Below are 24,908 nucleotides of genomic sequence, written 5' to 3' on the forward strand. Positions count from 1 at the left end.
CGATGAGCTCGGGCAAGCGTGGCGTTTCAGGCGCCGTGTTCAATGAGGTCAGGGAGTCTTTTGGCGAGAGAGTTCAACACGCTCTGCGAGCCTTTGAGCATGACGTCGTAGACCGCGTCCGCCGTAGGGGCAGCGTCGATTCCGTCCTGCATAAAAACAAAATGCGTGCCGCCATTCGGCAGCTGCGAGATCGTCCATGTAACTGTCGTGTCGATGTATCGGCCAAAACCCTTCAGCTCGTCATCACCGCCCGACCAGCTGAAACGCAACATACGGCCGGGCTCCACAGCGAGAACCTGACATTTGAACTCGCCGTCCCAACGCTCGATCGGGCGGCTCCAGATCGTAAACTTGTGGCCGACCACCGGCTCAACGTCATTTGGAAAGAACCAAACGGCGAGCCATTCGGAATCTGTCATCGCGCGCCAAACGGCCTCGATCGGATGTTCGAGGTCCTTCTCCGTCGTGAGACTGCGTGTCTGTGTAGCGTCAAGCACCGAGTCCTGCTCCCGTTACCGCCTAGCAAGCAAGGCTCACGCCAAGACGCCGCGGCGCGGAATTCGACATCAAGCGATTGTCTCATTCTAAGCGCGATCCCGCGGCTCAGGTTCACGCGTAGCGTGCGCCTTTGGCTCCGAACATGCATGGCTCACGGCACAGCTCTCGCGAACGCTTTTGTACAAAAAGGCGAAGCGCGGGGTCGGGTCACGCATGAGCGCTCCGTATGACGGACAAAGAGGAATGGGTCGTCTGGAACGGCTCGATGGGAATATTGGATATGGCGACCATCGGCGATATCCAACATGACGAGAGCGGCAGGAAGGCGTCTCTGGCGCCGCCCTATGGCGTCGTGGGACCGTTCAGCCTTGACGAACTTGAAACGCTGGGCCGGATCGCCTTTGGCGAATGTCTCGTTATGTCGCGCCAGCGATGGCAGGAAGATCAGCTCAATCTGCGTCTCGAGGCGCGAGAAAAGCGCCGGACGCTATTGTTTCGGGCGGATATCGACGATGACCATGAACATCGCGAAATTTTAGGGCTGCCGTTCGAGGGCCTGCTCAATCTGTCCGAGATCAACGCCGCCTTCCGGCAGTTGGCCAAGACCGCGCATCCCGACGCCGGCGGCAGCGACGAAGATTACCGTCGTATCGTCGAGGCGCGCGACGCGCTGCTCAGGAACCTCACGTAACGGTTTGACGTAATTGATGACCGACTTTGGCGAAGACCCGGCCGCCAATCTGAGATCGAGACGCGCGTGGGAACAGGCCAGAATTCTTAAGCTTGGCGAGCGAGAAGTGATCGTTCCAGACATGGGCTAGACTGCCAATTTATAGCGAGAGCACAAGTCGACAGGGAACATCTAAGCCAGCGAAAAGTTCTAATGCTCGTGAGAGCTAGGCCCGGGGTCGGCTTTCCAAGGCGTCCTCCGCGATTGCGGGCGCCTCCCGACTAGGAGGAATTCATGAACTGGGACACGATCGAAGGCAACTGGAAGAAGTTCACCGGAAACGTGAAGGAGCAATGGGGCAAGCTCACCGATGATGACATTACGCGCATCAACGGGAACCGCGAGCAGCTCGAAGGCATGATCCAGGAGCGCTACGGCGTCGCCAAGGACAAGGCGAAGGAGCAGGTCGACAGCTGGATGTCGCGCCACTAACTCCAGCCCATCATTGCAGGACGCCGGCGAGATAGCTTCGCCGGCGTTTTCATTTTCAAATGCGACGCGAGCAATGTGTCCAGCAATTCGCGTCCAGCATTCGGAGCGCCGGAACATCTGGCTTGACGCCGAGGTTTTATAGACGCGTCCTCAAGACGAAGGTCTATCGATGAAGAAAACCGTTCGCCCGTTCACCGTCGAGTATCGATCGAAGCGCGGCAGATCGCGCACAGTCCGAGGCGGCGGCGCATTCCGCTTTACGGATCGATCAGCCGAACGGATGTCCGCGGGCAAAGACATGCGCGATGAACTCTCCGCGTTGCAGTCGCTGTTCAAGCAGGAGGCGCGTTCGCTATGACTGCCGCTTCTCCAAAACTCACCCTTAGACAGGGCAAGAGAGCGCTGCTTCGGCGCTCGATGAGCGAGGCGCTCGCAAAGCGCTTCTCACTTTTATATCTCGACTTGATCATGAACCCGGCGCCCGAGGACCTCAAAGGTCTCCTGATCAAATTGGACTTCGCGGTTCGTCCGAACAAGATGCGCTGAGATTCGAGAAATCTTTCTGCGCGTCACTCGACCGCGCTTATCTGGCTAAGCTCTTCCAGCAGGGCCAGCATGTCGTCAGGCAGCGGCTCCGAAGCAATATCGGAAAATTGGCGTCTAAGCTGCTCACCGAGCCGCCTCACGCTCGGCTCCACATCAACCGCATCGCGTGTGTATCGATTTCGTCTCATTGTCGTCTCTGTCAGTCTCGCTCGGTTTTCAAGTGGCGGCATGAGCAGCTCTCCGCACGGGGAATGAAGCGCCGATTCGAAAATCTGTTCCGACCATGCTCCAAATTTTTTAAGGAATAGAAAAGCTTAACCGCAAAGAAGCGTTGTGGAGAACCCAAAATTTGCCTCCACAAGGTTCAGTCGCAGCTGCGTTCTTCTTAGCGGCGGATCGAAAGCCTCCGACGATCGAAGCGCCGCGTTCGATCAAGCCGCATCTATTTTTTGCCGACGCGAAATTGCACGGGCACTTCGAAGGTCAGCCCCTCGTCCGCGATCACCGGCGGCGGCGGCGGAACGGGGTCGGCCCGCTTCATCATCGCGAGCGCAGCGTCGTCGAAGAGTGGATGTCCCGCAGAACGTTTGATGCTGTAGCTGACGACATGGCCGCGCCTGTCGAGCGTAAAAGAAACACTCGCTTCGGCGGATCGACGACCGGCGGCGCCCGGATAGCGCTTGTGTCGGTTGAGGTGCGAGAGCAAAGCCTTTTGCCACGTCAGCTTGACAGCGTTGGCGACGGCGTCAGCCCCTTGAACAGGCGCTACGGGCCTGTCGGATTGTCGGTCGGCGTCGGACTTGGGCGGCGCGGTCGCCTCCGAAGCGGCAGACTCAGCCGAGACGACCGGCTGCGCCTGATGCGTCTTCTCCTCCTCGATCGGCTTCTCCGGCCGGACGTTGTGCGTGAGCTCGGCGTCTTCGGATTCGGCGTGAGTGATCCGCTCTTCATTCGCCTCCTTCGCCTCCGATGCGGCGACGGAAGGCGCAGCGGCGGCCGCTTCGTCCGAGAGGGGTCCGGGCGGTAGATCCGCGGCCTCCGCGTCGCGCGGCGCGGCGGGCTCGAGCGACAATTCGATCGCCGGCGCGCCGGACGCGTCCTCGTCGAGATCGCCCCGCAAGGTCACCAGCGCGGCGACGGCGCCGCCGACGTGCAGAAACAGCGCGAGGGCGACTGCGGCGCCCCAAAGCTTGCCGTTCGATTGCGGCTTCTGGAGAGCGGCGGCGGCGCTCATTGCGTTGCCTGCTCCTTGCCGCCGGCGTCGAGCGCGACGAGCGCCACGCGCAGATAGCCGCCGGCGCGCAGACGCTCCAAGATCGCCATCATCTCGCCATAGGGCACGCTGGAGTCGGCCCGCAAATAGATGCGCTTCGACTTGTCGCCGAGGAGCCCGTCGAGCGCTGAAACAAGATCGTTGCGTTTGACGGGCGTCTCGCCCAGGGCGAGCGCGAGGTCGCCCTGAATCGTCACGTAAATGGGCTTATCAGGCTTTTCATGCGGCGCGGCGTTGGAAGCCGGAAGATCGACCGGAAGATCGACGGTGGCGAGAGGCGCCGCCACCATGAAGATGATGAGCAGCACGAGCATCACGTCGATAAACGGCGTGACGTTGATTTCGTGCGTTTCCTGAAGATCGCTTTTGAGATGAACGGCCATGATCTACTCCGCCGCGTGAATCTTGTTTGTGGCAGCGGCATGTCCGGCGCGGTCGAGATCGCGCGAGACGATGCGAAGCAATTCACCGGAGAGATTAGAAACGAGCTCGAGATAGGCCGACGCCTGGCGCGCAAGATGATTGTAGATGAGCACCGCCGGAATGGCGGCGAAGAGCCCGATCGCCGTCGCCAGCAGCGCTTCGGCGATGCCGGGCGCGACGACGGCCAGATTGGTCGTCTGCGCTTTGGAAATGCCGATGAAGCTGTTCATGATGCCCCAGACGGTGCCGAACAGTCCGATGAAGGGCCCCGTCGATCCGACGGAGGCGAGCAGTCCGGTGCCCCGTTTGATCGAAAGCGCTTCGGCGCGTTCGATTTCTGCGAAGCACGCCGCAATGCGCTCCTTCACGCCCGGCGCGGCAAGAATATCGGACGAAAGCTTCATTTCCCGCGTCGCCTCGCCAAGCAGCGCCTGCGTCAAACGGTCGCCGCCGCCAAGCGCCAACCGCGCCTCGGAGAGGCCGCGCGCTTCGGAGAGGCGGCGTATCGCCGTCATCACGCGCTCGCGCGACCGTTTCAGTTCGATCGTTTTGGCGATGAGAATCGTCCATGTCGCGACGGACGCCAGCAACAAGCCGACCATTACGAACTTCACGACGATGTCGGCGTTGACGAACATCGTCCACACCGAAAGATCATGAGGCTTGGTGGCCGCAATCGCTGCGTCGAGCGCTGGCGACCCCGGTGCGGCTGCGACGCTCTGCGCAGCGAGAAGCGCGATGATTGAGATCACGAGAAACTGCAAAGAACGTTTCATGCTTCAGCCCATGTTCGGATCAGATTGTGATAAACGCCCGACAATTTGACGCAGGCAGGATCGCCGGCGCCCAGCCGAGTCGTCAGGGATTGGATGGCCTGGTCGAGATCGAAGAGCAAAGCGCGCGCCACATTGTCACGAATCATGCTCTGCATCCAAAAAAACGAGGCGATGCGCTCGCCGCGTGTGACGCCTTTGACAAGATGAAGACTCGTCGAAGGATAAAGCACGAGATCGCCTGCGGGAAGTTTCACTTCCTGCTGCCCGACCCGATCTTCGATCACAAGCTCGCCGCCGTCATACTCGTCCGCCTCCGAGAGGAACAGCGTGCAAGAAAGATCCGTGCGAATGCGAATTGGCGTTCCGGGAATGCCGCGGATCGCATTGTCGACGTGCAATCCGAAATCGTGCCCAACGCCATAGCGATTGAAGAGCGGCGGAAAAATCTTGTACGGCAGCGCCGCGGAGACGAACGTCGACGACTGCGCAAGCGCCTCGAGCACATGCTCGCCAAGTTCGCGCGCGACGTCGCCGGCTTGCGGCAGTTGGAGATTGTTCTTCACCAGAGAGGATTGCGAACCGGCGGTCGCGCGACCGTCCTCCCACGCCGCCCGGTCCATGGCCGCGCGGAAAAAGGCCACCTGCTGCTTGGAAAGAACTTCGGATATGCAAATAAGCATCAGCGCTATGCTTCTCCCCAGTAGCGGATGAGATTGTGGTAGACGGTCGCCAGCTTGCGCAGATCCGGATCGTCTGCGCCCACGCGCGGCGCGAGCTCTTGTATCGATTCGTCGAGATCGCAAACGAGGCTGCGCGCCTCGTCGGCGCGGATCATGCTTTGCAGCCACAAAAATGAGGCAAGACGTAGGCCGCTCGTGACAGGCGTCACCATATGCAGACTGCCGGCCGAATATAGAATGAGGTCGCCCGCCGGCGGCTTGAAGCGCCTTGATCCGTAGATGTCTTCGACGATCAGTTCGCCGCCCTCATATTCGTCGGGATCAGAAAGAAGCACAGTCGCGGCGAGGTCAACGCGGATACGCGCGCCGGTCAGGGCGTCGCCGCGTATCGCATTGTCGACATGCGGATCGAAGTGGTCGCCGACGCCGTAGCGGTTGAACAATGGCGGATAGATGCGCAGCGGGACAGCCGTTGAAACGAAAGCGGGATTGGCGAGGAGCGACGAGAGTAGCCGCCTGCCGAGCCCGCGCGAGATTTCAGAGTCAGGCGGAAGTTGCTCATTGCGCTTCGCCTCGCCGGCGTTCGCCCCGGCGGTGGAGGCGCCGTCCTCCCACGTCGCCTGCGCCATCGCCTCGCGAAGGACGTCGACCTCCTGTCTGTCGAGCGCGCCTTGTATGTGAGCAAGCATCGATATGGCTCCTAGAACATGACGCGCGTTTCGAGATAGACGGAGCGGCCGGGCGACATCTGCGCGAAGGGCGTCGCCGTCTGATAGAAGGCGTCATAGATCGTGCGGTCGAAGAGATTGTTGACCGAGAACTTCATCGTGATGTTAGGGCCGATCTTCGCCTCCGCAAAAATATCGAAGCGCCAGTAAGAAGGCAGGATCGTCGGAACGTTCAAAAAAGGATTGGCGGCGGTCGGCGCCGGCAGTCCATATCTGTTGAACGCCGTGCCGCCATTGGCGACAATATTGTTGCCGCCATAGATCCTAGAACGATAGATGGCCTGGCCGCCGAATTCGAGCGCGTTCGGAGCGAGGCCGATAAGGTCGCCGAATTTGTACTTCGACAGCAGGCTGAAGGACTCATGCGCGATATTGGCGAGTTGAAGACCGATATTCGTTCGCGCGTAGGAGCTGGTCACCCGCGAGTCCATCAGCACGATGCCGCCAAGCATCATCCACTTGTCGGTGATATTGCCCGCAACCTCAAGATCGACGCCCTGGACGTAATAGGACGCGTCGCCGGTGGTGACGCCGGAGTTCACTTCTCTCGCGCCGCTTACATCCGTCTTGAAGAAGGCGGCTGTCGCGAGCAGATGCCTGTCGAACAGCTCCCATTTCAGACCGACCTCCGCCGCCTTGTTGAGTTGCGGCGCAAAGATTTGCGACGCCGTGTTCAAGCCGCCGTAATTCGCCGCGCCGCCGTCGAGCTCGGCTCCGACGGGCGTCGCCGAGGTCGCGTAGGCGGCGTAGGCGCTGACGTTCGGCAGCGGCTTGAAGACGACGCCGGCGTTCCAATTGAAAAGACCTGAATGGCTCTTGGCGAATGTCGAAAGGGTCTCCGTGCGGCTCGTGATGTTGTAATCGTCGAAGCGCGCGCCCCCGTTCACGATCACGACGTCCTGATAGTTCGCGGTTTCGATCAGATAGCCCGATTTCGTATCGACCGCGATCCGCGTCGGATTGGTATTGCGGTAGGGCGTGTTCAGGAACGGCAGATAGGTGCACGGAAGATAGAGGTTACAGGTCACCGTATTACCGGTGGGAATCCCATTCAACTCGGAAGCGAGGCCCTGATAATTGGTGCGCGTTACGCCTTCGCGGGCGAATTCGACGCCGGCGACTAGCGCGTGCTTAACCGGGCCAGTTTCGACTTTAAGCGTCGCCTCCGTCTGGTTGTCGAGCGTGTTCACCACCTGGTAGCGGCTTTGCGCGCCGATTCTCACCGTCGAAGCGAATAGATCCGCGCTCCCCGTCAGCGATCCGATATAGTCCAGAACGGAGCGGCTCTGCCGGAACCGATTGTCGAATACGAGGTTGTCGTTGTAGCGATAGTGGGCTGTGAAGGTGCCGAAATTCTGCATCGCAACCTGGAAGTCGCGATCGACAAAGCCATACCAGTTGGAGCGCGGCGTAACGCCTTCGGAGAACGGCCGGTTCCAGACCCGGTTGTACGGCACGCCGAAGTCCGGCAAGCCATTCTGATAGACATGCGTGTATTGAGCGGTCAGCGTCAGGTCCTCGAGCGGCTTGAACACCACTGAGCCGGCGACGCCGTCGCGATAGTCGGTGACAAAGCTGCGGCCGGCGACATTCGAGTCGTGATAAAGCGCGTTGACGCGCACCGCGAGGATCGGGCTGATCACTTTGTTGACGTCAGCTGTCACCCGCTTCATGTGGTCGGAAAAGCCGCCAATCGCTTTGAGTTCGACGAAATCACGGTCGGTCGCTTGTTTCGTTACGATGTTGATCGCGCCGCCCGCAGTGCCGCGACCGGCGAATGTCGATCCCGGTCCGCGCAGAATTTCGACCTGCTCGGTATAGAAGTTCTCACGAATGCTGACGCCAGGATCGCGCACGCCGTCGACGAAGATGTCGTTGCGAACGTCGAAGCCGCGAATGAAGAAGCGATCGCCGAAGGCGTTGCCGCCTTCGCCCGTCCCCAGCGTCACGCCCGCCGTGCTGCGACCGATTTCACGCAGCGTGAAGGCGTTCTTGTCGTCGAGCACTTCCTTGGTGAGCACCGTGATCGTGCGCGGTGTGTTGAGCACCGGCTCGGTGAATTTCGGCGAAGACAGGCGATCGACCTTATAGGGCGCAACCGGATCGGCGTAAGGATTGGCGTTGGGCGCCGTAGCGAAGACCGGAAGGCCTCCGCCCCCCGCGCCTTGGCCGCCGGCGCTTGAAGCGCCCGGCGCGCCGCGCCGCTGCCCTGAGGCCTGATTGGCGGCCGCATGACGCGCCGGTTGCGGCTGAGCGGCGGCGATGGGCTTGGGTTTCGCCGGCGCCGCCGCGCGCGGCTTCTCCTGCGGCGCATCGACTTTAACGGGCGGCAGCGTCGTCGAAGCGGACTGCGCTAAAGCCGATGCGCTGACGCTCGACGCAAGCGCCGCAGCAACGCTGAGCGCCTTCACCGACGTCAGATCTCCAGCACGAGTCCGCGGAAGCGACTGAGTCAGCATTCGTAGAGAAAGTGGAGATTTCACGTCGCTCATCGGGGAACCGCCAAGGGGGGTTATGCGTTGTCTACTTTCGCGTGGTGCGAAGAAGTTGATCGAAGCTAAATTTGGCGGTGATCGCGGTCAACAGTCGAAACGTTTGAATGGAAGTATTGTAATCTGTATAGTTTCAGACACATACAACAATTTTTTTGGCGATTGTTGTCTTTCCGCCACACGTCTAGTTTGGAACCGCTTTAATTCCAAACTAGGTGGCGCTACTTTGACGGAGAATATTATGTTCGTTGCGCCGAAAGGCGCAGAGGGTCGCGCTGTGAAGTGCGGCGGTAGGGTTCGTCGGTTTGGCTGATCTGGCCGTTGGCGTGAGCCCGCCAAATTTAAGCGGCCCATGCCGCAGACAGCGGTGCGACGGCCGCCATCCCGTTGGGAAGCCATGGCGATCGCGCCGCTTCGCAGCGCTCCGCATGCGGCACGCAACTTGCTTTCAGAATCGTGAGTCAATCACCGCGCGAGGCTGCCATGCAGATCGGCGTAAAGGTGGCGAAAGCCATCGAACGCAGGCGCGTTTTTGTCGTGGACGACAATGAAACCTTTCGCGCGGCGATCGAGTTCATGCTCCACGACGAATATGAGGCGCATGAACTCGCGAGCGCGTCCGAAACGCTCGCAAAAGCGGAGCAAATAAGGCCGGACGTACTGGTGCTTGCCGAAGGCGTCATTCGCGTCAACGGCTTGGATCTCATTCAGGAGTTTCTGGCGCGCGTTCCCGAAACCAAAATCATCGTCATCGTCGATCAGATTTCCAGCGGATTCGGCCAGGAGTGCGTCGCTGAGGGCGCGCACGGCTTTCTGGCGAAGCCGCTGCGGGTTGAGCTGCTGCGCGATAAGGTCGACGCTCTGCTGAACGCCAGGAAAAAGGCCGTCACAATGCCGCGGGCCGTTCTGAACATGCGTTAGCGCCGAAACAGCCCGCATTCGAGGTTTATTGCAGGGAGGTCGCCATGGAGCCCGCCATTCCGCCGATAGAGGACGGCGCCGAACGTGACAAGTTAGAGATCGCGATCGACGATTGCGTGCGTCGATTCTACGCGAAGGGCGCCGAAGATCCGCTGTTGGCTCCGATCTTTGCGACGATCGACGGTCTTGACCAGCATATGGGCATCGTCGCGAATTTCTGGTCCAGGACCTTGCTCGGCACGGAGCGCTATCAGGGCCAGCCTTTCGCCGCGCATATCAATTTGCCGATTGAGCCTCAGCATTTTACGCGCTGGCTCGAACTCTTTAGCGAAAGCGCCAATGAAGCGCTGCCGAAGACGCAGGCCGAGCAGGCGATCGCCAAAGCCGCCCACATGACGCAATGTTTCCAGTCGGGGCTGTTTCCCTTCGTCGACGCCGATGGAAAGCCGTCGCGCGTTCCGGCGCAATAGCGTCCCATCGGCCGCCCACGAGCGTTAGTCGACCGCGATCATCACATCCGACGACTTAATGACCGCTTTGACCTTGGACCCTTCGCGGAGTCCAAGTTCCTCGACGGATTCGTTGGTGATTGAAGCTGTGACCGTCAATCCGTTGACGTCGATCGTCACATGCGCCGTGGTTGCGCCCTTCTGGATGTGCTTGACGGTCCCGGGAAGGCTGTTACGCGCGGAAATCTTCATGTCGTCGGCTCCTAAGAAAAGCGGTTATCGCTATGGCCTCCCTCGACGGCGCCCGACGTCGCTACGGCTGCGGCACAATAAACAGCCGCTCTACCGGGTTTCCTTCGATGAAATGGGACTGCACGATCGCGTCTATAACATCGGCAACGCGCGGCGCATACCAAACGCCTTCTGTATAAACGACCAATAACTACCCAGCCTGTTACAAATCTAGGCAGCAGCGCGATCATGTCCTTCGCGTCGGATCCGCCGTTCGCGGCGCCAGCTTCGACTGCATTGAACCACGGCGGCTTGGCGCCCCCGTGTCGCAACTCGTACAGATCGCTCGGCATTCCCGGCCTTCCTTGGCCAAATCATCGAAGATTGCGCTCAATAGGTTGCGCCGCTGCGCGGTGGATCGGGAGTGTTGAAAGCATCGAACGCGTTAACGCCGTGGCGGCGAAATGCCGCATAAGGCACGGAAGCGCCTGCAATTCCGCTAACGGCTTGTTACGATGCGCGTGACGCTCAGCGCATCGCAAATCTTCGCGCCGGCGTCGGCAAGGCGACATCAATGTCGGTTGCGGCGAGAGTGCGGTTTGGATGGAGCCGGTCGCCGATCAATCGGGCGGCGGCGCCAGAGGAGACGGCAGAAGGCGCAAGAGTTGATCAAGCATGCGCGCCCTAGCCGATTTCCACGCAATTGCAGGCCGTTGTTTTCATGATGCTAAGGGCATAAGGGCGGCATGGCACGATGTTTGCGTCAAAACCTTTGAAAACACCCACGCATGTCGTGAGGCTAAAAAGTATGGGTTTGCAGCTGGCAGGCGGCGCGTGCGCGCCGAAGGCGCGCGAATTCGATGTGAGAGACACTGCTCTCGTCGGCATCTACGAAATATCGAAGCTCCTGGCGTCGCCAAACCGTCTGGAAACCACGCTTGCGGGCGTGCTGGCGCTGCTTTCGAGCTTTCTTGATATGCGCCATGGCTTGGTCGCGCTGCTTGACGCGGCGGGCGGGCCCGAGGTTGTGGTTGGGTCGGGCTGGAGCGAAGATTCCGCCAAGCGTTTCTTCGACCGGCTGCCCGAACGCGCCGTGGGGCAGATCGTCGCGACGAAAATGCCGCTCGTCGTCGAGAACGTCGCAGCCTCACCGCTCTTCCAAGGCTCCGACTTTTCCGAATGGGGACCGACCGACGGCCGGCCTTTCTCGCTGATCGGCGTCCCTATCAAGGAGGGCGACGCCGTTGTCGGGACGCTGACGGTGGATCGCGTCTACGACGATCGTTCGGTGACGCTGTTCGACCATGACGTTCGCTTCCTGACGATGATCGCCAATCTCGTCGGCCAGACCCTTCGGCTGCACAAGCTCATCGCACGCGACCGCGAACGTTTGATGCAGGAAAAGGCCTGGCTCGAAAAAGGCGACCGCCTTCCGCAGATTGAAGCCAAGATCAGCGGCATCAACGGCGTTGTCGGCAACAGCCCGGCGCTGCGCGCGGTGATCGATAAGATTCGCGTCGTCGCCAAGGCCAAGTCCACCGTTCTTCTGCGCGGCGAGTCGGGCACCGGCAAGGAGCTGTTTGCCGCGGCGATACACAATCTCTCGCCGCGCCGCTCAAAACCCTTCATCAAGCTGAATTGCGCGGCGCTCCCCGAGAGCGTGCTGGAGTCGGAGCTCTTCGGCCATGAGCGCGGCGCTTTCACCGGCGCAGTGAACATGCGCAAGGGCCGTTTCGAACTGGCCGACGGCGGCACATTGTTTCTGGACGAGATCGGCGAAATCACGCCGGCGTTTCAGGCTAAGCTGCTGCGCGTTTTACAGGAAGGCGAATTCGAACGGGTGGGCGGCACGCGCACGCAGAAGGTCGATGTTCGACTCGTGTGCGCGACGAACAAAAATCTCGAAGAGGCGGTCAAGCGCAATGAATTTCGCGCTGATTTGTACTATCGCATCAGCGTCGTGCCCATCTTCGTGCCGCCGCTGCGCGACCGCAAGGGCGATCTCGAACCTCTCGCCAATGAATTTCTGCGTCGCTTCAATGCGGAGCAAGGCGGACGGCTAAGCTTTTCGGAGTCGGCCCTGCATGTGCTCACCGCCTGCGCCTTTCCCGGCAACATCCGAGAGCTGGAAAACTGCGTGTTTCGGACGGCGACTTTGGCGCAAGGGAATGTCATCACCGACAAGGACTTCTCCTGTCGCAACGACGGCTGTCTCTCTTCGGTGCTTTGGAGCGGCTCGCTGGAGCGTTCAGCGCCTCATGCGCCCGTCGCAATCTTGCCGACCCTGGCGCCGCCGCGCGACCGTCAGCCTGCGCCACCGCCGCCGCCGATGACGACGAGTGAGCGCCCCCACGCCGACTCTTCGCCCGAGACCTGTCCCGGCGCCGAAAATTGCACCGCCGTGGAGCGTGACGGGCCTTCCGATCGCGAACGATTGGTCGACGCCATGGAGCGCGCGGGATGGGTCAAGGCGAAGGCGGCGCGGCTGCTTGGACTCACCCCTCGTCAGATCGGCTACGCGCTGCAAAAACATGGCGTCGAAGTAAAGAAGTTCTGAGCGCCTCGGCGCTGCCAGGACCTCCGCAATTTGCCTGAAAGGCGACAATCGTGGCGCCGCCGACCCGTTCATTAGACGCGAGCCGGCCTTAAAGATCGCGCTCGAAGCCGAACGCGGGGGCCTCGAATGCTACACGCATGCGATCGAGACGACGTAGGATCCCCAGATCAGGCTTCGATGGCGGGCGAGACCGGCGCGGTCGCGCGCCAAAGCCGGCGCGCCTCGCCCTTTCAGCAGTCGCCTGCATCAATTGAGACGTCGGCGATCATCTCGCCCTTATTGTCCTTCAGCGAATATCGGATGATGGCGCCGCTTGAGCGGTGATTCGGCATCGTCAGACACACGCGCTCCTGCAGCTGGGTCTTCAAATCGGCGAGCTTCTTGGCGTTGCCGATCAGAGTTCTCGCCGCTTCATCGTCAACGATCGTATAGCTGTAATTGAAGGCGTTGCCCGGACCCGCGGTCGCCTTATCGAGACGAACGCCCTCGCTGACCATTTCTGGAAGCGTCGCGTTCACCTCTGCGGCTTCGCGCTCCAAAGCCAGCGAAAGAGGCTCCAGCGGCTCATCGACATAAAGGCTTTCCCGGTATTGTCGCGCGAGAAGGAAAGCCGTCGCCACGATGACGATCAGCGCGGCCGCTTCCCAGACTCCCATCCATGATTTCGTATCGCTCTCGTCCCTCACGGCGCCCTCGCTCCAACCCGCGTCGATCTTGTCTCGACCCAGCTCGTTGCGCAAGACGGCGGCCATATTAGTTTTTCAGTGCACCTTGAATTCCTTGTCGAGGAGCTTCAACTCAGCCGGTTTGATGAGGTTCGAATGCGCGACGGTGACGGAATGCAGCGGGCCATCGAGGCTGCGCATCCAGAAATCGAGAAATTTGCGCAGCTCTGGAAACTCGGGATGAAGATCATATTCCTGCCAGATGTAGGATTGGATGATCTTCGGATAGTCCGGCAGACGATAGAGTATATTCGCCGTCGTCAGGCCGTAACCTTGAAGCTGCAAACGGAAGCCGCTGGACGCCATGGCCTGCTCCTTGACGATCTGATTCCTTTCAGATTAGGAGCAAATCCTCGGAGCGCAAGCGCCGGGAAAGGCAAAGGCCTGAAAATACAATATGCTATCAGCAGCCGTGCATGAGTGCCAAAAATGCAGGGCTCAATGCCGGCGCAGCTCAGAGGAACTCTGCGTTCGGAACGCAGGCAGAAAACAGCTGCGCCGTCGCAAGCGACGGCGCCAGCTCAGTTTACTCGGTCGACCAGGCGCGGCCTGTTGCTTCAACTTAGGCGAGCCCAATATCGAACCGCCGCGACAGGCTGATCAGATCTCAGCCGATTCGTAGCTGGTGATTTCCATACCGACGCAGATTTCGACGATGATCGGCTGCGACCAAGCCATGGCGTTGCTCCTCCAATTTACGTAGTCCGCCCGATACGACGGCTCCGGTAGAGAATAATGAAGGGCGCGTATCGTTACACCTTCAAAATTTCGTCATCCACGCTTCCAATATTTCCCGCTCCGGACGGGCGTCGGGCGCATATGCTCCTTGCCTCAAATCACTCGCCGTCGTCCCGCAGCGGAAGCGACACCGTAATCCGCGTGCCGCCAGACTCCCGCCTTTCGATTCGCTGCGCGCCGCCCAGCGCGCGCACGCGCTCGTTCATGCCAAGCAGACCCATGCCTGGAGCAAAGCGCTCCGAAATGCCGACGCCATTGTCCTCGATCGTGATTTTCAGTTGGGGCGGCGCTTCCGCGTCGAGCCCGGAGGAGTCCGCTGACGCGTCCAAGCCGAATTCCAGAGTGACCTCGCCCTGATCCGCGCCCGCGTGGCGGAAGATATTGGTTACGCCCTCCTGCACCACACGGTAGGCCGCCAGCGCCGTCTCCTCGTCGAGGGATGAGAGATCGTGGCGAGCGACGAGCCGCAGATCGACCTCGGGATGGGTAAGCGCCCATGAGGCGAAAAGCGCCTTCAGCGCCGGTTCCAGACCAAGTTCCTCGAGGCCTTTTGGCCGCAGCCGGCCGAGCAGGCCTCTGAACAGCGATTGAAGCGACTCGCTCGCCTTGTCGATCGTTACGCTCATCTGTCTCAGTCGGCCCAGATCGGGAGCGGGATGCGAGAGAAGCTCCTGTAGCGCGGCCGACGTTGCGCGTATCGAAAACAGACAAGGACCGGCTTCATCATGCAGATCGCGCGCGATATCCTTGCGCTCGCCTTCCTGCACCTGAAAAAGCCTATCGACGAGTTCGCGATTCTCCTGCCTGACGCGATCAAGCGTCGCGCCGAGCGAATTCAGGGCGGCGGCGATCGATCGGAATTCCGTCGCGCCGCTGGCCGATAGGCGCACGCCGCTCTTGCCAGCCTCCAATTGCGCCAGGCCGGACTTCAGCGCATCGAAAGGTGCAAGCGAGGAGCGCAGGAACAGGAGCACGAGCGTCAGGAAGATGATCGTGACGGCGAGGCTGATCGCCGCAAGCCATAGCATGTCGGACCAGATCTCTTCGAGTTCGTCGAAGGGGTTCGAAATCACCACAATATTGCTGTAGGCGCGCCCGCCGACCGTCACGGGAATCGTCAAGACGCGCGGCGAGGCGCCAACGAGCTTCACAAACCATTCCGGCACGTCCTGACCGGAATGGCGGATCTTCTCCAGCCAATCGCGCGGAGCGGTCTCGTTGGCGGCGAGGATCTCAACATCAGCATGGCGAAGGTTCCCCAGCGACGCGTAGAGACGCCGCAATGCGGGGAGCGGATCTTCGTTTTCGGGAAGATTTGCTATCGTTGTTAGGACAACTTCCCGCATCAATCTGAGATTGCTTCCCGCTTCCGCGCGCACGCGCGGGCCGGCGTGAAGAAGCTGGATTGCAAGATTGATCAGCAAGGTCGCGACGAGCACGAAGCCGATCAACCCGCCCAGTCTGGCTTTAAGCGAAACCCCGCGCATGATGAACGCCCCCGTCTCCATGCTTAACCGTTGACGTCCATTTACAGTCGATTGACAAGACTAGCGGTTTTCACAACATAGGTTCAGGCTCTCAAACAAGCGAATAAGGATGCGCATTCTCATCGTCGACGACCACCCCATGGTGATCGAGGGCTGCCGCGGCATGCTTTCGGGACAAAAAGACATCGAAGTGCTCGAGGCGCATGACGCCAACGAGGCGCTTGACTCCTACGCGTCCGCAGCGCCCGACGTCGTGGTGCTCGACATTAATCTACCCGGCGTCTCCGGCTTCGAACTGCTGCGCCGCATCTTGAAGCGGGACGCGAACGCTCAAATCATCATTTTCACCATGAACGACGATCCGGTATTTGCGGCGCGGGCGATCGAGGGCGGCGCGCGCGGCTATGTCGCGAAGAACGAGGACCCACGCGTCTTTATCAAGGCGATCCGCGCCGTCGCGGCGGGCGAGCGCTATCTGTCGAACACTCTCGCGCTCAAGCTCGCGTTCGCCGACCAGAGCCGCGCCAGCAACCCCCTCGACGCGCTGAACGGCCGGGAAATCGAGATCCTGCGCAATCTTGCCGACGGCAAGGATATGACCGAGATCGCGCATATTCTGAAGGTCTCCTACAAGACCGTCGCGAATAATTGCATTCTGCTGAAGCGCAAGCTCGGCGCGCGTTCGAAAGCGGACCTTCTGCGTATCGCGGTTGAAAACAAGGTTGCCATGAAACTTGTTTAGGCGCCGCTATCTGAATTGCTTCTGCGTTCGATAACGGGCGGCGAGCATCCGCAGCGCCTCCTCCCGTCCAACCCCGCTGTGGCGTAGATTGTAATAGTGCTGGCAGACTTGGCCATAGGTCTGCTTTTGGCCGGTGGTCGCGGCAACCTCTACAAGCGAGTTGATCAGCTGCGCAAAGTCCTCGGCATGGCCGTCGACCGCGAGCATCTGCCCGACCTGAGCGGTGCGGTTGGCGAGCATCCGATCGGACTCTAGGAAATGCGGCTGCGCCGAGAGCAGAGCCGCGCGTATGCGCTCGACCGCAGGTTCGCGCACGCCGACAGCGCCGCCGGCTTCGCGTTGCGCGAGCCAGAGCGCGGGTTCCGTGCGATCGGTGGCGCGCAACCAGACGTCAGCGCCGTTACGGGCCTCGGACTCGATCAGATCATCCTGCTCGGCGGCGCGCCTCTCTTCGCCGCATGAGGCGAAGAGCGCGCAGGCGCTGCAAGAATGATCGCTTCGCGAAAGCGCATCGCGGAGCTACTTCCCTTCCACTTTCTTCTTCAGGCCCTGAAGACCGTCGCGCAAGTAGCTCGCCATCGCCGTGCGCGCGGCGTCATCGCTGAGGTTTTCCGGCGGCTCATTGCTCGTGTCGCCGCGATAGAGACGACCATACCATTTCACCAAACTCCCTCCCGCCGACGCAGGTTCGATCGTGAAGGTGACGGTGTAGGAACTCACGGGCAGCGCATCGAGATTTGGATCAGACATGCGCCAGGACAGTTTGAACGCCGAAGCGTCATATTCATCGAGCCCTTCCTTCAGAACGCCGCCCTTCTTGAGGGTGATTTCGCGCTCCGCGCCGGCGGCGTCTCCACCCTTGGCCGTCACGCTCTGAACGTCAGGGTGCCAGTTCGCGAGCCCATCGAATTTACCGGCCACAGCCCATACGGCCTTGGGATCGGCGGCGATGACGATCGTCTCGTCGACCTTGATCGGGGTCGGTCCATGCGCGAGCGCAGGCGCGCAAATCAGAAGGGCGAAGAGCCCTAGCAGCTTCCTCATTTGGATCTCCTTGGTTGTGTAAAGCGATAGAACGGCCCGGCGCGGCGCATCTGAATGAAAGCCTGCGCGAAAAACGTTGCGGCGGCGGCCATGAACGTGAGAACCGCAGCCGCGGCCCCAAAGAACGGACGCAGGTCGAGCGCTGCTTGACGCGGTCGGACGGAGGCGACCGCGGCATAGTCCTTCCACAGTCGCTTGCCGTCTTCGAGATGGGCGTAGGAAAGCCCGGTCTTTTCGGCGAGCGAACGAAGATAGTCTTCCTTTACGGAAGACAGATGCTCGACGCCGACCGCCGCTGACGCGCCGAAGGGGGCGTTGCGGGCGTTGTAGCCCTCGCGCCGCTCCGCGCCTTCAGGCGGCAAGCCGAAGCGGCTCTCGTGCGGAACGTCGTCGGCCCCGTGGAATCCGACCTCTCGGCCCCTGTCGTTAAATTTCGGGATGGGCGAAAGTTCATAGCCGCCAACGCCAACGACAAGGCCGCGCACCTCGCCCGCACGCCCTTCGAACGTCGGCGCGCCGCGCGCCGGAAGCGGCGGGGCCTCCTGGCCATCGCTGAAAAACAGCAGGTCGCTTTTCAATTCTCTCGCCATATCGATCGCGCGGAAAAAGCCTGCCGAAATTCGGCTGTCGCCTTCCCATGCCATGCGCCAGTCGAGCGCCTCAATCGAAGCTTGCAGAGGCGTGAAATCTGCGCAGACGTCGATCGGTTCGAACAGCAGGAATGGCCTGCGTTCGGTAAAAACGCCGAGCGCGACATGCGATGGACAGGGCAATTCCGCGAGCATCGCGCGAAGCGCGGCTTTCACGGCGTCGAGACGGCTGACCGGCCGGCCAGCGACGGCGTAATCGCGAACATTCATGCTGCCGGTGATGTCGACGATGGCGAGAAAATCGAATGACGGCCGCCGGATCATAATCTTTGGCGCGAAGAAAGTGGCTGCGAGCGACAGCGTCGCCAGCGCGAGAAGAGCGACGCGGGGATCGCGCACATCCGGGCGCATCACGGCAGTCCTTTCGGTTTGCCGGGAATATCGGTCCAGAGCTTCTTGGGATCGGCGCTCAATTCGTCGCCGCTCTTTCTCTCGAAATCCGGAAAATCCCGGACGAGCCGCGCCGCGACGTCGAAATTAAACTTCGCGTCCCAATAGTTGGGCGCGAGCTGCAGCGCACGTCGATATTCGCGCTTGGCGAGATTGACGAACGGGTTGGCCGCTTCGAGTTCCGAGCGTTCGATATGATCGAACGCCTTGCGCAGCAGCGCGTTCGCCAAGAGATAATGACCCCGCGCGCGCGCCTCGATGCCCCCGCTGCGATCGAGCGCCTCCACCAAGGCTCGGGCGCGATCGACTTCGCTTCGCGCCGCAAGATAGGCGACGCGCGCGAGAATCGTTTCCGGACTGTCGTTCGCGTCGACGGCGACGTCGCGGCCCGCGCGCATCGCCTCGATCGCGTCATTGGCGTCGACGGCGCCGCGCCATTGGGTAAGCAATGCAGCCGTCGCGAGGATCAGCGCGAGAAAGAGCGCGACCAGAATCGACGATTTTGCTTCTCGCCAAAGCGCGCGCGCCTTGTTGCGCACGATCGTGACCCTCATCTCGAAGGCCGTCATCGCGCGTTGTCCCCGACGCTCAGCCTGACCTCTGCGAGCTTCGCGGCAAGGAGAAGCAGCGTCACGGCGAGCGCCAGCCCGAAGCCCCACGCGCTCAGATCCGTGCGCGGCAATTTTTCGACATATCGGACGGGATGGCGTTCGAGCCTGTCGATCTGCTTTAAAGCCTCCTCCGTCGCCTCGGCGCCTTCAGCCTCGAAGGCTTGGTAAGGAACGCCGAGCGATTTGAAGAAGAGGTCGAGATGGCGTTCCGGCGCAGCCTGGGGCGACTCATCGTCGCCCGCCGGCTGATCGGAGATGCCTCGGCTGCCTTGGGTGCGCAAGAACAGCCAGTAAAGGCTGACGTTCGTCTTGCGGAATTCCGCCTTTAAATCGTCGCGCAGCTTTGGATCGATGACGCCGGCGCCGTCGGATATCAGCAGGACCGCGCGCGACAGATCAGCCTGGCTCGTCTTGAACATCGAGAGCGCCATGGCGAGCCCACGCGCAATGTTCGTATAGTCGAGGCCCGGACGGTCGATCGCGTCGATGGCGGCTTCGGTGGCGCCGATATGATCCGAAATCGGCGTCACCAGCATCGGCGCCGTCGAAAACGCCGCGACGCCCACGAGATCGTGACGGCGCGCTTCGACAAAGCGCTTGAGAATGCGCCTTGCCGCCGCGGCCTTCGACTCTTCCCCCCCAGACGGCGTTCGCCCCGCGAAGGTTTCGTTCATGCTGCCGCTGCGGTCGATCAGCATGACAATCTGCGCGCCCTCGGAAAAGCGCTCGACGTCCGCGCCCGCGACATAGGGGCCAGCCGCGCCGAGTAGGCTGGCGCCGATGGCCACGACGCCGCAGAACTTCAGAAGAATGCCGGCGACGATGGAAAGGCCATCGACCGGCGCTGCGAGGAGCGAGGGGATCGTCGCGCCGCGCAAGACGGACCGCAGCAGCGGAAGCAGCGCCAGAGGCGCTAGGAACAGCGGCTCGATGTGCTCAAAGCCGAAGCCGCTCATCCTGCGCGCTCCTGCCTCGCGAGCCTGCTGACAAATTGCGCGAGCTGCTCGGCGGCATAGTCGTCCTTCGAGCTTTCGCCGCCAAAAAAAAGCCGCTTCGAGGTTTCGAAGAATTGCTCGAAGTCGACCCGCAGCGGTTTGAATTCCGGACGTCTGCGGAGAAACTCCGGAAGGTCGGCTGACAGCAGAATTGCGCCATTGGCCCGATCGAGCGCCCGATGCACCGATTGAATCGTCGCGGCTAAATGGGCGTCACCAGCGCCGCGCCGCGTCGAGATTTCACGCGCGAGCGCTGAGAAGACTCGCGCCTGCCGTAGCTGGAATGGCGGCCAGGCGCGATCGCGCGCCACAAGAGCGAGCGCCAGCAGGGCGGCGACGCCGGCGCCGAACGCCAGATTGAGCGGCGTGGCTTCGTCAACGAATGCCGACGAACCGTCGGGACGCAGATAATCCGACGCCTGCTCTCGCTTCTGTGGCGCAATCTCCCGCAAAGGAGAAACGCCAATCCTCCATGCGGGAACGGCGATAGTCTGCGCGCCTGTCGCCGTCGAAATGGAGAGCTCGAACCCAGGAATCTCGATGTCGCGCGCATCGAGCGCGACATAGAAATTCTGATATGTGAGGTCGAGACGCCATAGGCGCGCGCCGTTTCCTGACGTCTCGCTGAGTTTGACGTCCCGGAGATCGAGCGAACCGGTGAGCGGGCCTGGATTGGGCAAGGAGGCGCGCGACAGCACGGCGTCCGCGGGCGCGGAGACGTCAATGCGCGCATGGATGAGATCGCCCACGAAATAGCCGAACGGGCGCGTCGAGTGGATGCGCACCGTCGTTTCCTGCGCACATGCAGGAAGCGCCGCGGCGAGCATGAGGGCGACACATGCCATGCGCATCGCAGGCCTCACGCCGCCGTCAGCCGCATGCTGAGATCGCTGGCGTCGAAACCGTCCTGAATGAAAATCGGCGCACGGCTGCGTCTTGAAGACGCGCGGGCGAGATTTCGGCGACGGGACTGCTCGGCTTCGACCCAGCGCCGCTGGAGCGCGGGCCTCATCACTAGGAGCTGACGGCGGCCGCTCTCGCTGTCGCAAAGCTCCAACACGCCCCATTTTGGCGGCGCGGTTTCGAGAGAGTCGATCAGAACGAGCGGCGCGACATCATGTAGTGCAAGCGCCTCGAACGCCTGCTCAATCAAATGCGCGGGCCAGCGAAAATCGGAAATGAGAAGCACGAGCTTGCGCGTGGCGCCGAGAGCCACCGCGGCGTCGAGCACGCCTTTGGCGCTCGATCCGCTGGGCGTTTCGACGCCGATCCTTTCGACGCCGGCGAGCGCCGCCCTACTCGAACGGGTCGCCGGCAACGTCGCGCGACCGATCAGCGATTCCTTGAAAGCGAACGCGCCAAAGCGATCGCCGTTGCGCGTCGCCGAATACGCCAGCGCGCCGCAAAGATCGACGGCGACCTGAAATCGGTTGACGGCTCCGGCGAACCCCATCGACGCGGAAAGGTCCACGAGCGCGTAAACGTCGATCGCCGCCCTTTGCTCGAAGCTGCGCACATAGGTCGCGCCGAACGGATCGCGCAGCGTCGCGCGAAGGTCGATGCGGCGGGCGTCCGGATAGCGCATGAAAGGCGCCTGGTCGCGAAAGACTCCAAAGCCGCCTACCTCGCTCGACGTGTGGGCGCCGACGTGGTTGGCGGCAAAGCGACCGCGCGGTCGATATAGGATATCGACGATCGTATTCATGGAACGGGCGTCGCGTCGAAAGCCGCGCGGCACAGCCGCTTGACGATATCGTCGCCGCGCAGAGCGTGGATCGGATCGACAAAGATGCGGTGCGCCATGACTTCAATGAAGACATCGCGCACATCTTCCGGAACAAGATAATCGCGCCCTTCGAGCCAGGCGCGCACCCGCGCGGCGCGCACAAGCGCCGCCAGTCCGCGTGGACTCGCGCCGCCCTTGACGAGACTGTCGAGGTCGACGTCCGGCAGCGACACGCCGGCCGAACTTGGCTCGACAAGCGCCTGCCAGAGGTTCAGCACGTAGCGTTCAAGCGCGTCGCTCGATCTCACATGTGTCTGGATCGCGCGCGCGATGGCAGGCGTCTCGCGATAGTCCAGCGTTCCGGGGCTCACCCTCTCGAGCAGCGTTTCCGTATCATGGAACGCTGGATCGAAAACCAGCCTGCGGCGCGCGTCCTCATCGTCCGGCGCGGCCATAAGAATTTCCATGAGAAATCTGTCGCGAGCAGCCGCCGGCAGTTCGAAGGTTTCTTCCCGCTCCACCATGTTTCGATCAGCGAACACATTGAGATAGGGGAAGTGATGCACGCGGTTGAACGCCGACACGCTGCGCTCGGCCATCAGCCGCAGCAACAGCGAATGAACCTGCGGGCGCGCGCGGTTGATCTCATTGAAGAAGAAGACGGGCAGCGTCTCCGCATGGCGGAGAAGCTCGGATGGATCGACGCGCGGGCGACCGTCTTCGCCCAGATAGGTATGATAGAGAATGTCGCTCGGCATCATGTCGACCGTGCCTTCGACGCGAGCGAAATCGCCGCCGAGCGCGCGCGATACGGAACGCAGCAGCGTCGTCTTGCCGACCCCGACATCGCCCTCGATCAGCACATGGCCGCGCGCGAAAATGCAGATCGTCACGAGCCTGACGACGCGCGCTTGCCCGATGACCGCCTTTTGAATTTCCTGTTCAAACTCAAGGGCGCGCGCGCGCCAATCGGAGAGCTTCTGGACGACGTGCAGAGTTTCGTTCAAGGCTTGACCTTAGCGCGCCAAACATAAAATAGGCGGCCACGATCTCGGGAATAGAGCCGATGCGCTGTTGTCGAATACGCCGGCTCCAGATCGTGGCCGCTAGATCATCGCGCTTTTGTCGCGATGAAACTTATTGAGCAATCTTGCTCACGTCATATTCCCACTTGCCGGTCTTCTTGAAGTTCTCGACCCGCTTCTTGTTGCGTTCTTCCATAGCCTGAACTGACGCTTGCTGTTTGGCGATTTCCTTGGGGTCGTGCTTGGGATCGTATTTCGACCCCTCGACCTTGTCCGGGAAGCCGGGCTTGGGTTCCCAGCAATTTCCGGGCGCCTTGCACTTGGTGCCGTCATAGGCGAGCGCGCTCCCGGCGCTAAATAGAATGCCGACGGTGAGCGCCGCGGCGAAATGCATCTTACGCATCCCTGTTTCCTCCTTTTTGCGAGGCTAGCGCCTCGGTGTTTGCGCCTCCGGCGGACGGCGGCGTAGAACTTACTTCGCCTTCTCCTGGCACTTTCCAGGCGGGCTGTCGGGCAGGGTTTCGTGACCCGCGTAGGGTTTGAAAGACTTGCGCTGAACGTCCGTCAGCCAGGTCGCCTTTTCCGGCGCTTCCTTGAAGAGATGTCGGATCCAGGCCATGACCTTCAGCATCTCATCGAGCGTGAGGTTCTGGTACTGCGGCCCCATCGACGCTTGCCCTCCGCCATAGATCGTCGAGAACAGGCCTTCGTCGGTTTCGTTCTGCGGATAGGTCCAATAGGCGTCGTTGAGGCCGGGGCCGATCTTTCCTTCGGCGAGGTGGCCGTGACAGCCGGAGCAGGCGGAAAGAAAGAGCTGTTCGCCCAGCTTCAGACAGCTTGCATCCTCGTTATAGGGATTCTTGCCCGACGTCATGAATTCCTTGACGCCCGCGGTGTCCTTTCCCTCCGGCAGCGCGTCATCAAAGTTCAGCACCTCGCCCGTGATCGTGTTGCGGAATGTGATCCCTGCGGTCTGCGCGATGGCGCCGAGCGCAACCAAACAGGCCGCAGCGCCGATGAGGGACAGGGAAACGCTTCTTTTGCTATTCGACACGTATTTCGTCCTGCTTTTCGTTTGCGCGCGGCGCATCATTGGGTGACGGGAAGAAGAGGAACGCCTTCCGCTTTGAGGATTTCGTCGATCTTTGGCCGAGCGGCGACGAGCGCCTGATCGATTTCAGCCAGCAAGGCTTTGTCGTCGCGCCGCACCGCGACCGATTGATCGAAGCGCTGCGGCACTTTTTCGCCACTGCTCTTCGCCGCATCGTCTTCGATCAGCGTCATCCGCAGCGGCGCCGATGACGCTTTGACGTAACGCGCGACGTCCGGGGCAAAGCCGACCGCCACATCGGCGGCGCCGCTGACCACCTCCCCGACCATGCGGGCGGGATCAATCTGCGTGTATTGATTGCGCGCCGATTTGAAATTTACCAGCGAATAGAGATAGGCCATGTTGTCTTCGTACTTGCCCATATCCTTGAGCAGCGTTTCGCCCGGAGAGCCGAAGGCGACGGCGATGTGGCCGAGCTTCTTCAGACGTGCGTCGGACCAGGATTTGATGTCGAGGTCGCGATCGGCCCGGCTGACGAAGACATAGCCGGTGCGATAGTACGGCTTCGACGTCGCGACGCGCGGATCACCGGTATCAAGGCCGATGACGACGTCGCAGAGCTTCTTGTCGAGAGAATCGCGCACGAGATAGATCGCCGGCTGCTGCGACCAGACGAATTGCGGCTTACGTTTCATGGCGTCGGCGAGCGCAACGCCGATCTTGTTCTCAAGTCCCGAGCCGTCTTCCAACGAGAGCGGCGGCTGATTCTTCGCCGCGCAGATGCGAAGCGTATTGGGATCGGACGGCTCTGCCGTCGAAGCGGTCGCGGCGTTCAAGACGGCGTCGCCAGTAACGCCGAGCGAAGCGCCTTCTGCGCTCATGGCCGCAAAAGCGATGACGAGCGCGCAGCATGCGCCGACGGGCAAGCGAGTGAATCGCGACATGGCTTTCTTTCCGTGATCATTTCGATCGCCTGTTCGGACGCATG

The 24,908-nt window shown here is 61.3% G+C and carries 30 protein-coding genes; 7 read left to right on the plus strand and 23 right to left on the minus strand.

What is annotated here, in order from left to right; all coding sequences use genetic code 11:
- Nucleotides 1-26: 26 nt before the first annotated feature.
- Nucleotides 27-497, minus strand: a complete 471-nt coding sequence (locus IYW40_RS14125; RefSeq protein WP_196400971.1) for an SRPBCC domain-containing protein — start codon at nucleotides 495-497, stop codon at nucleotides 27-29.
- A 227-nt stretch (nucleotides 498-724) separates the two neighbouring features.
- Here IYW40_RS14125 and IYW40_RS14130 point away from each other — a divergent pair, with 227 nt between their 5' ends.
- From IYW40_RS14130 to IYW40_RS14140, 3 genes are all read left to right on the plus strand, one after another.
- On the plus strand, nucleotides 725-1,189 hold the full coding sequence (locus tag IYW40_RS14130) for a J domain-containing protein (protein ID WP_196400972.1): 465 nt from the start codon (nucleotides 725-727) through the stop codon (nucleotides 1,187-1,189).
- Between the two features lie 273 nt (nucleotides 1,190-1,462).
- Nucleotides 1,463-1,660: a CsbD family protein gene (locus IYW40_RS14135; protein WP_124739796.1), complete on the plus strand. Its 198-nt coding sequence runs from the start codon at nucleotides 1,463-1,465 to the stop codon at nucleotides 1,658-1,660.
- 169 nt (nucleotides 1,661-1,829) lie between these two features.
- A complete protein-coding gene (locus IYW40_RS14140; protein ID WP_196400973.1) occupies nucleotides 1,830-2,018 on the plus strand; it encodes a hypothetical protein in 189 nt (62 codons plus the stop codon).
- A 211-nt stretch (nucleotides 2,019-2,229) separates the two neighbouring features.
- Here IYW40_RS14140 and IYW40_RS14145 read toward each other — a convergent pair whose 3' ends face one another.
- The 7 genes from IYW40_RS14145 to IYW40_RS14175 form a co-directional block, all read right to left on the minus strand.
- Nucleotides 2,230-2,394, minus strand: coding sequence for a NepR family anti-sigma factor (locus IYW40_RS14145; protein WP_210327291.1), 165 nt, complete (start codon nucleotides 2,392-2,394; stop codon nucleotides 2,230-2,232).
- A gap of 254 nt (nucleotides 2,395-2,648) precedes the next feature.
- Nucleotides 2,649-3,440, minus strand: coding sequence for a TonB family protein (locus IYW40_RS14150; RefSeq protein WP_196400975.1), 792 nt, complete (start codon nucleotides 3,438-3,440; stop codon nucleotides 2,649-2,651).
- On the minus strand, nucleotides 3,437-3,862 hold the full coding sequence (exbD, locus tag IYW40_RS14155) for a TonB system transport protein ExbD (protein ID WP_196400976.1): 426 nt from the start codon (nucleotides 3,860-3,862) through the stop codon (nucleotides 3,437-3,439). Before exbD ends, IYW40_RS14150 begins: the two co-directional genes overlap by 4 nt.
- A gap of 3 nt (nucleotides 3,863-3,865) precedes the next feature.
- Nucleotides 3,866-4,678 carry a tonB-system energizer ExbB gene (gene exbB, locus IYW40_RS14160; RefSeq protein ID WP_196400977.1) on the minus strand — a complete coding sequence of 271 codons (813 nt, stop codon included), beginning with the start codon at nucleotides 4,676-4,678 and terminating at the stop codon, nucleotides 3,866-3,868.
- Entirely contained in the window at nucleotides 4,675-5,358 is a 684-nt protein-coding gene (locus IYW40_RS14165) for a Fe2+-dependent dioxygenase (RefSeq protein WP_196400978.1), read from the minus strand. The genes exbB and IYW40_RS14165 overlap by 4 nt, the downstream gene beginning before the upstream one ends.
- 5 nt (nucleotides 5,359-5,363) lie before the next feature.
- Complete coding sequence (locus IYW40_RS14170) at nucleotides 5,364-6,047, minus strand: Fe2+-dependent dioxygenase (protein ID WP_196400979.1); 684 nt, start codon at nucleotides 6,045-6,047, stop codon at nucleotides 5,364-5,366.
- Between the two features lie 11 nt (nucleotides 6,048-6,058).
- The gene (locus tag IYW40_RS14175) at nucleotides 6,059-8,545 is read right to left on the minus strand and encodes a TonB-dependent receptor (RefSeq protein WP_196401067.1); all 2,487 of its coding nucleotides are present in this window, start codon (nucleotides 8,543-8,545) and stop codon (nucleotides 6,059-6,061) included.
- A 516-nt stretch (nucleotides 8,546-9,061) separates the two neighbouring features.
- On the opposite strand from IYW40_RS14175, the gene IYW40_RS14180 reads away from it, so the two are divergent.
- Nucleotides 9,062-9,499, plus strand: coding sequence for a response regulator (locus IYW40_RS14180; RefSeq protein WP_196400980.1), 438 nt, complete (start codon nucleotides 9,062-9,064; stop codon nucleotides 9,497-9,499).
- A gap of 44 nt (nucleotides 9,500-9,543) precedes the next feature.
- Nucleotides 9,544-9,969, plus strand: a complete 426-nt coding sequence (locus IYW40_RS14185; protein WP_175094102.1) for a group III truncated hemoglobin — start codon at nucleotides 9,544-9,546, stop codon at nucleotides 9,967-9,969.
- Between the two features lie 24 nt (nucleotides 9,970-9,993).
- On the opposite strand, the gene IYW40_RS14190 is transcribed toward IYW40_RS14185, so the two are convergent.
- A complete protein-coding gene (locus tag IYW40_RS14190) occupies nucleotides 9,994-10,200 on the minus strand; it encodes a TOBE domain-containing protein (protein WP_123174874.1) in 207 nt (68 codons plus the stop codon).
- A 787-nt stretch (nucleotides 10,201-10,987) separates the two neighbouring features.
- Here IYW40_RS14190 and nifA point away from each other — a divergent pair.
- A complete protein-coding gene (nifA, locus tag IYW40_RS14195) occupies nucleotides 10,988-12,736 on the plus strand; it encodes a nif-specific transcriptional activator NifA (RefSeq protein ID WP_196400981.1) in 1,749 nt (582 codons plus the stop codon).
- A gap of 230 nt (nucleotides 12,737-12,966) precedes the next feature.
- Here nifA and IYW40_RS14200 read toward each other — a convergent pair whose 3' ends face one another.
- The 3 genes from IYW40_RS14200 to IYW40_RS14215 all read right to left on the minus strand — a co-directional run bounded on the left by IYW40_RS14200 (nucleotide 12,967) and on the right by IYW40_RS14215 (nucleotide 15,686).
- Nucleotides 12,967-13,488 carry a hypothetical protein gene (locus tag IYW40_RS14200; protein WP_246720802.1) on the minus strand — a complete coding sequence of 174 codons (522 nt, stop codon included), beginning with the start codon at nucleotides 13,486-13,488 and terminating at the stop codon, nucleotides 12,967-12,969.
- A 9-nt stretch (nucleotides 13,489-13,497) separates the two neighbouring features.
- Nucleotides 13,498-13,767, minus strand: a complete 270-nt coding sequence (locus tag IYW40_RS14205; protein ID WP_123174873.1) for an usg protein — start codon at nucleotides 13,765-13,767, stop codon at nucleotides 13,498-13,500.
- A gap of 530 nt (nucleotides 13,768-14,297) precedes the next feature.
- Nucleotides 14,298-15,686, minus strand: a complete 1,389-nt coding sequence (locus IYW40_RS14215) for an ATP-binding protein (protein ID WP_196400982.1) — start codon at nucleotides 15,684-15,686, stop codon at nucleotides 14,298-14,300.
- A gap of 109 nt (nucleotides 15,687-15,795) precedes the next feature.
- Between IYW40_RS14215 and IYW40_RS14220 the strand changes: the two genes are divergently transcribed.
- Nucleotides 15,796-16,428 (plus strand): response regulator transcription factor, encoded by a 633-nt coding sequence (locus IYW40_RS14220; protein ID WP_175094107.1) that lies wholly within the window; start codon nucleotides 15,796-15,798, stop codon nucleotides 16,426-16,428.
- A 6-nt stretch (nucleotides 16,429-16,434) separates the two neighbouring features.
- On the opposite strand, the gene IYW40_RS14225 is transcribed toward IYW40_RS14220, so the two are convergent.
- From IYW40_RS14225 to moxJ, 11 genes are all read right to left on the minus strand, one after another.
- A complete protein-coding gene (locus IYW40_RS14225) occupies nucleotides 16,435-16,812 on the minus strand; it encodes a hypothetical protein (RefSeq protein ID WP_246720803.1) in 378 nt (125 codons plus the stop codon).
- A 135-nt stretch (nucleotides 16,813-16,947) separates the two neighbouring features.
- Entirely contained in the window at nucleotides 16,948-17,472 is a 525-nt protein-coding gene (locus tag IYW40_RS14230) for an SRPBCC family protein (protein ID WP_196400983.1), read from the minus strand.
- Complete coding sequence (locus IYW40_RS14235) at nucleotides 17,469-18,473, minus strand: VWA domain-containing protein (protein ID WP_196400984.1); 1,005 nt, start codon at nucleotides 18,471-18,473, stop codon at nucleotides 17,469-17,471. Before IYW40_RS14235 ends, IYW40_RS14230 begins: the two co-directional genes overlap by 4 nt.
- Nucleotides 18,473-19,081, minus strand: a complete 609-nt coding sequence (locus IYW40_RS14240; protein ID WP_196400985.1) for an MxaK protein — start codon at nucleotides 19,079-19,081, stop codon at nucleotides 18,473-18,475. The genes IYW40_RS14235 and IYW40_RS14240 overlap by 1 nt, the downstream gene beginning before the upstream one ends.
- Nucleotides 19,078-20,079 (minus strand): vWA domain-containing protein, encoded by a 1,002-nt coding sequence (locus IYW40_RS14245; RefSeq protein WP_196400986.1) that lies wholly within the window; start codon nucleotides 20,077-20,079, stop codon nucleotides 19,078-19,080. Before IYW40_RS14245 ends, IYW40_RS14240 begins: the two co-directional genes overlap by 4 nt.
- Nucleotides 20,076-20,969 carry a nonribosomal peptide synthetase MxaA gene (locus IYW40_RS14250; protein ID WP_196400987.1) on the minus strand — a complete coding sequence of 298 codons (894 nt, stop codon included), beginning with the start codon at nucleotides 20,967-20,969 and terminating at the stop codon, nucleotides 20,076-20,078. Before IYW40_RS14250 ends, IYW40_RS14245 begins: the two co-directional genes overlap by 4 nt.
- A gap of 8 nt (nucleotides 20,970-20,977) precedes the next feature.
- Nucleotides 20,978-21,823, minus strand: a complete 846-nt coding sequence (locus IYW40_RS14255; protein WP_196400988.1) for a DUF58 domain-containing protein — start codon at nucleotides 21,821-21,823, stop codon at nucleotides 20,978-20,980.
- Nucleotides 21,820-22,851 carry a MoxR family ATPase gene (locus tag IYW40_RS14260; RefSeq protein WP_196400989.1) on the minus strand — a complete coding sequence of 344 codons (1,032 nt, stop codon included), beginning with the start codon at nucleotides 22,849-22,851 and terminating at the stop codon, nucleotides 21,820-21,822. The genes IYW40_RS14255 and IYW40_RS14260 overlap by 4 nt, the downstream gene beginning before the upstream one ends.
- 130 nt (nucleotides 22,852-22,981) lie before the next feature.
- Nucleotides 22,982-23,272 (minus strand): methanol dehydrogenase [cytochrome c] subunit, encoded by a 291-nt coding sequence (locus tag IYW40_RS14265; RefSeq protein ID WP_018406704.1) that lies wholly within the window; start codon nucleotides 23,270-23,272, stop codon nucleotides 22,982-22,984.
- Nucleotides 23,273-23,341: 69 nt separating this feature from the next.
- Complete coding sequence (moxG, locus tag IYW40_RS14270; protein WP_196400990.1) at nucleotides 23,342-23,923, minus strand: cytochrome c(L), periplasmic; 582 nt, start codon at nucleotides 23,921-23,923, stop codon at nucleotides 23,342-23,344.
- A 35-nt stretch (nucleotides 23,924-23,958) separates the two neighbouring features.
- Nucleotides 23,959-24,864 (minus strand): methanol oxidation system protein MoxJ, encoded by a 906-nt coding sequence (gene moxJ, locus IYW40_RS14275; protein WP_196400991.1) that lies wholly within the window; start codon nucleotides 24,862-24,864, stop codon nucleotides 23,959-23,961.
- Nucleotides 24,865-24,908 lie beyond the last annotated feature (44 nt).

It is taken from the genome of Methylocystis sp. H4A (assembly GCF_015709545.1).
In the GTDB taxonomy this organism is placed as follows: Bacteria; Pseudomonadota; Alphaproteobacteria; order Rhizobiales; family Beijerinckiaceae; genus Methylocystis; species Methylocystis silviterrae.

What these genes read in the sequence shown, in the direction of transcription:
- IYW40_RS14170 (WP_196400979.1), bottom strand. Translation starts at nt 6,047, where the DNA reads ATGCTTGCTCACATACAAGGCGCGCTCGACAGACAGGAGGTCGACGTC.
- IYW40_RS14215 (WP_196400982.1), bottom strand. Translation starts at nt 15,686, where the DNA reads ATGCGCGGGGTTTCGCTTAAAGCCAGACTGGGCGGGTTGATCGGCTTC.
- IYW40_RS14240 (WP_196400985.1), bottom strand. Translation starts at nt 19,081, where the DNA reads ATGACGGCCTTCGAGATGAGGGTCACGATCGTGCGCAACAAGGCGCGC.
- exbD (WP_196400976.1), bottom strand. Translation starts at nt 3,862, where the DNA reads ATGGCCGTTCATCTCAAAAGCGATCTTCAGGAAACGCACGAAATCAAC.
- exbB (WP_196400977.1), bottom strand. Translation starts at nt 4,678, where the DNA reads ATGAAACGTTCTTTGCAGTTTCTCGTGATCTCAATCATCGCGCTTCTC.
- IYW40_RS14165 (WP_196400978.1), bottom strand. Translation starts at nt 5,358, where the DNA reads ATGCTTATTTGCATATCCGAAGTTCTTTCCAAGCAGCAGGTGGCCTTT.
- IYW40_RS14185 (WP_175094102.1), top strand. Translation starts at nt 9,544, where the DNA reads ATGGAGCCCGCCATTCCGCCGATAGAGGACGGCGCCGAACGTGACAAG.
- IYW40_RS14135 (WP_124739796.1), top strand. Translation starts at nt 1,463, where the DNA reads ATGAACTGGGACACGATCGAAGGCAACTGGAAGAAGTTCACCGGAAAC.
- IYW40_RS14265 (WP_018406704.1), bottom strand. Translation starts at nt 23,272, where the DNA reads ATGCGTAAGATGCATTTCGCCGCGGCGCTCACCGTCGGCATTCTATTT.
- IYW40_RS14235 (WP_196400984.1), bottom strand. Translation starts at nt 18,473, where the DNA reads ATGCGCCCGGATGTGCGCGATCCCCGCGTCGCTCTTCTCGCGCTGGCG.
- IYW40_RS14200 (WP_246720802.1), bottom strand. Translation starts at nt 13,488, where the DNA reads ATGGCCGCCGTCTTGCGCAACGAGCTGGGTCGAGACAAGATCGACGCG.
- IYW40_RS14205 (WP_123174873.1), bottom strand. Translation starts at nt 13,767, where the DNA reads ATGGCGTCCAGCGGCTTCCGTTTGCAGCTTCAAGGTTACGGCCTGACG.
- IYW40_RS14130 (WP_196400972.1), top strand. Translation starts at nt 725, where the DNA reads ATGACGGACAAAGAGGAATGGGTCGTCTGGAACGGCTCGATGGGAATA.
- IYW40_RS14230 (WP_196400983.1), bottom strand. Translation starts at nt 17,472, where the DNA reads ATGAGGAAGCTGCTAGGGCTCTTCGCCCTTCTGATTTGCGCGCCTGCG.
- IYW40_RS14180 (WP_196400980.1), top strand. Translation starts at nt 9,062, where the DNA reads ATGCAGATCGGCGTAAAGGTGGCGAAAGCCATCGAACGCAGGCGCGTT.
- moxJ (WP_196400991.1), bottom strand. Translation starts at nt 24,864, where the DNA reads ATGTCGCGATTCACTCGCTTGCCCGTCGGCGCATGCTGCGCGCTCGTC.
- IYW40_RS14250 (WP_196400987.1), bottom strand. Translation starts at nt 20,969, where the DNA reads ATGCGCATGGCATGTGTCGCCCTCATGCTCGCCGCGGCGCTTCCTGCA.
- IYW40_RS14255 (WP_196400988.1), bottom strand. Translation starts at nt 21,823, where the DNA reads ATGAATACGATCGTCGATATCCTATATCGACCGCGCGGTCGCTTTGCC.
- IYW40_RS14150 (WP_196400975.1), bottom strand. Translation starts at nt 3,440, where the DNA reads ATGAGCGCCGCCGCCGCTCTCCAGAAGCCGCAATCGAACGGCAAGCTT.
- IYW40_RS14145 (WP_210327291.1), bottom strand. Translation starts at nt 2,394, where the DNA reads ATGAGACGAAATCGATACACACGCGATGCGGTTGATGTGGAGCCGAGC.
- IYW40_RS14220 (WP_175094107.1), top strand. Translation starts at nt 15,796, where the DNA reads ATGCGCATTCTCATCGTCGACGACCACCCCATGGTGATCGAGGGCTGC.
- IYW40_RS14245 (WP_196400986.1), bottom strand. Translation starts at nt 20,079, where the DNA reads ATGAGCGGCTTCGGCTTTGAGCACATCGAGCCGCTGTTCCTAGCGCCT.
- IYW40_RS14140 (WP_196400973.1), top strand. Translation starts at nt 1,830, where the DNA reads ATGAAGAAAACCGTTCGCCCGTTCACCGTCGAGTATCGATCGAAGCGC.
- nifA (WP_196400981.1), top strand. Translation starts at nt 10,988, where the DNA reads ATGGGTTTGCAGCTGGCAGGCGGCGCGTGCGCGCCGAAGGCGCGCGAA.
- IYW40_RS14175 (WP_196401067.1), bottom strand. Translation starts at nt 8,545, where the DNA reads ATGCTGACTCAGTCGCTTCCGCGGACTCGTGCTGGAGATCTGACGTCG.
- IYW40_RS14190 (WP_123174874.1), bottom strand. Translation starts at nt 10,200, where the DNA reads ATGAAGATTTCCGCGCGTAACAGCCTTCCCGGGACCGTCAAGCACATC.